At 71.7% G+C, this 2,097-nt stretch carries 2 protein-coding genes; both read right to left on the bottom strand.

The features are described 5' to 3' along the window. The coding region (locus tag B7X32_RS20555; RefSeq protein ID WP_292724017.1) for an amidohydrolase family protein at positions 1-1,257 on the bottom strand (1,257 nt) is incomplete at its 3' end. 17 nt (positions 1,258-1,274) lie between these two features. After that, a complete protein-coding gene (locus B7X32_RS20550; RefSeq protein ID WP_292724015.1) occupies positions 1,275-1,925 on the bottom strand; it encodes an FMN-binding negative transcriptional regulator in 651 nt (216 codons plus the stop codon). Positions 1,926-2,097 lie beyond the last annotated feature (172 nt).

The following is a 2,097-nucleotide window of genomic DNA, read 5'->3' as shown; positions in this document are numbered from 1 at the left end:
GAAGACGGCCGCGGAGATCGCCTGCCAGGGATCGAGCGCGGCGACCGGCGCATCGGATCCGAAGCGCAGCGTCGCACCCGCGCGGTGCAGCGACGCGAGAGGGTAGGCGATCGCGGCCTGCCCCGCCCACAGCGCATCCGCGGCGTCCCGGTCGTCGAGCGCATGCTGCGGCTGCACACTCGCGGCCACGCCGAGCCTTCCGAACCTGGCGAGGTCTCCGTGGCCCACGAGCTGGGCATGCTCGATCGTCCCCTGCGCGCCCGTGGTCGCATAGGCGTCGAGAGCCGCCGTGACCGCGAGGTCGCCGATCGCGTGCAGAGCGATCTCGAGTCCCGCCCCGGTGGCGCGCAGCAGCAGCTCCTGCAGCTCGGCGGGAGGCACCGTCAGCACGCCGTGATTGTGCGGATCGTCGGCGTAACCATGACTGCACGCGGCCGTGCGCGTGCCGAGCGAACCGTCGGAGATGATCTTGAGCGGCCCCGCATGCACGAGGCCGTACGGATCGGAGGCCATCCCCTGCCCGGTGCGCAGTCCCGCGGAGATCGCGCGATCGAGGTCGTGCGGGTAGACCGCGTACTCGACGCGATGGATGTCGAAGCCGTGCGCGAGGCGGCGCGCCCAGGCCTCGGCGTTCCAGCCCATGTCGAAGTCGACGAGTCCCACGACGCCGCGGCTCGCCGCCCGCCGCGAGGCCTCGAGCACCGCCTCGTCGGCGATCGCCGGATCCGCGGCGTTCAGTCGACGGGAGATCTCGAACGCGTCCTCCTCGCGCAGCACCCCGTCCGGCGCGACGGGGAAGCCCTCCCGGCGGAAGGCCGCCGAGTTCAGCCAGACGCTGTGCACGTCGGCGTTGATGAGGTAGGTCGGGATCTCGCCGGTGTGCTCGTCGAGCAGAGCGAGGTCTGGCCGGTCCGGCCAGCGCACGTCGCGGAAGCCGGTGCCCACCCTGCGTCCGTCGCCCAGCACGGCCGCACGAGCCATGCGCGCGGCCGCCTCGACGGCGCCGGTCGTGCCGGAGAGGTCTTCGCGCTGCGCGGCAAGCGCCCATTGCACGGTGTGCACGTGGTGATCCCACAGGCCGGGAACGATCCATGCTCCGTCGCCGTCCCAGACGTGCCCGCGCAGCGGGAGCGCTCCGGTCGGTGCGATGTCGACGATCCGGCCGTCCTCGAGCAGCAGGTCCACCGGACCGTCCACGGCGAGCAGTCGGCGATCCGCGGTGGCGACGCGCACCGCGCGGATCGCATCGAGATCCACGCCGATCTCCGCCGCCGTCACCGGAGGTCCGCCCGGGCGGCGAGGCGCGCGTCGTGGGCGCGCTGCATCTCGGCGGCCAGCGAGGGATTCGCGTACACGCCGTCGCCCCGCAGTTCGAGGATCACGTTCTCGATCACCTCGTCGGACTTGTTCTGGCTGAGCTTGCGCTTGGCGGTCACGCGGGTCGGGGTGAGCCGGAAGCCCACGGTGCCCGCCTCCAGGCGGCGCACGAAAGCCTCGTCGTTCGGCGGGGTCCACATGCCGCGGGGGTCTGCGAGCCGGCCCTCGAAGTGATCGACGAGGTGGTTCAGCACGCGGAGGTTCTCCTCGCCGTCCAGCAGCTCCGGCACGCCGGACAGGTGCACCGCGACGTAGTTCCAGGTGGGCACCGCGGCGACGTCGCCGTACCAGCCGGGCGAGATGTAGCCGTGCGGCCCCTGGAAGACCACCATCAGCTCCTGCGCCCCCAGGCCCAGGACGAGGTCGTCGGGGCGGCCGACGTGGGCGACGATCGTGAGGTCGTCGCGTTCCGGATCGAGCAGCACCGCGTAGTGCGACGCGGTCATGCCGTTCTCGTCGCGGCCGACGAGGGTCGCCCACGGGTTGGCGGCGATGATCCGCCGCAGCTCGGCGACGTCCGTCATGGCGAAGCTCGGATTCTGGCGCATGGAACCATGCTATTCACGGCCGGGACGGGTGGGATTCACTCCGGACCGTCGAGGCCCGGCTGGACGGTCTGGCGCGGCGGATCGTCCTCCACAGTCGGGGCTCCGGTCGGGTTATCCCCTGTTTGGAAATCTGGGTTGATCTGGGGTTCGAATGTCGGTGGTGGCGGGCAGG

Origin of the sequence: Microbacterium sp. 13-71-7 (assembly GCF_002257455.1) — a bacterium.
Taxonomy (GTDB): domain Bacteria; phylum Actinomycetota; class Actinomycetes; order Actinomycetales; family Microbacteriaceae; genus Microbacterium.
The sequence above is the reverse complement of the archived record's forward strand: the minus strand, read 5'-3'. Positions and strand labels throughout refer to the sequence as shown.

Bases quoted from the DNA above. Each gene is read 5' to 3' on its own strand.
- B7X32_RS20550 (WP_292724015.1), bottom strand. From the start codon at position 1,925: ATGCGCCAGAATCCGAGCTTCGCCATGACGGACGTCGCCGAGCTGCGG.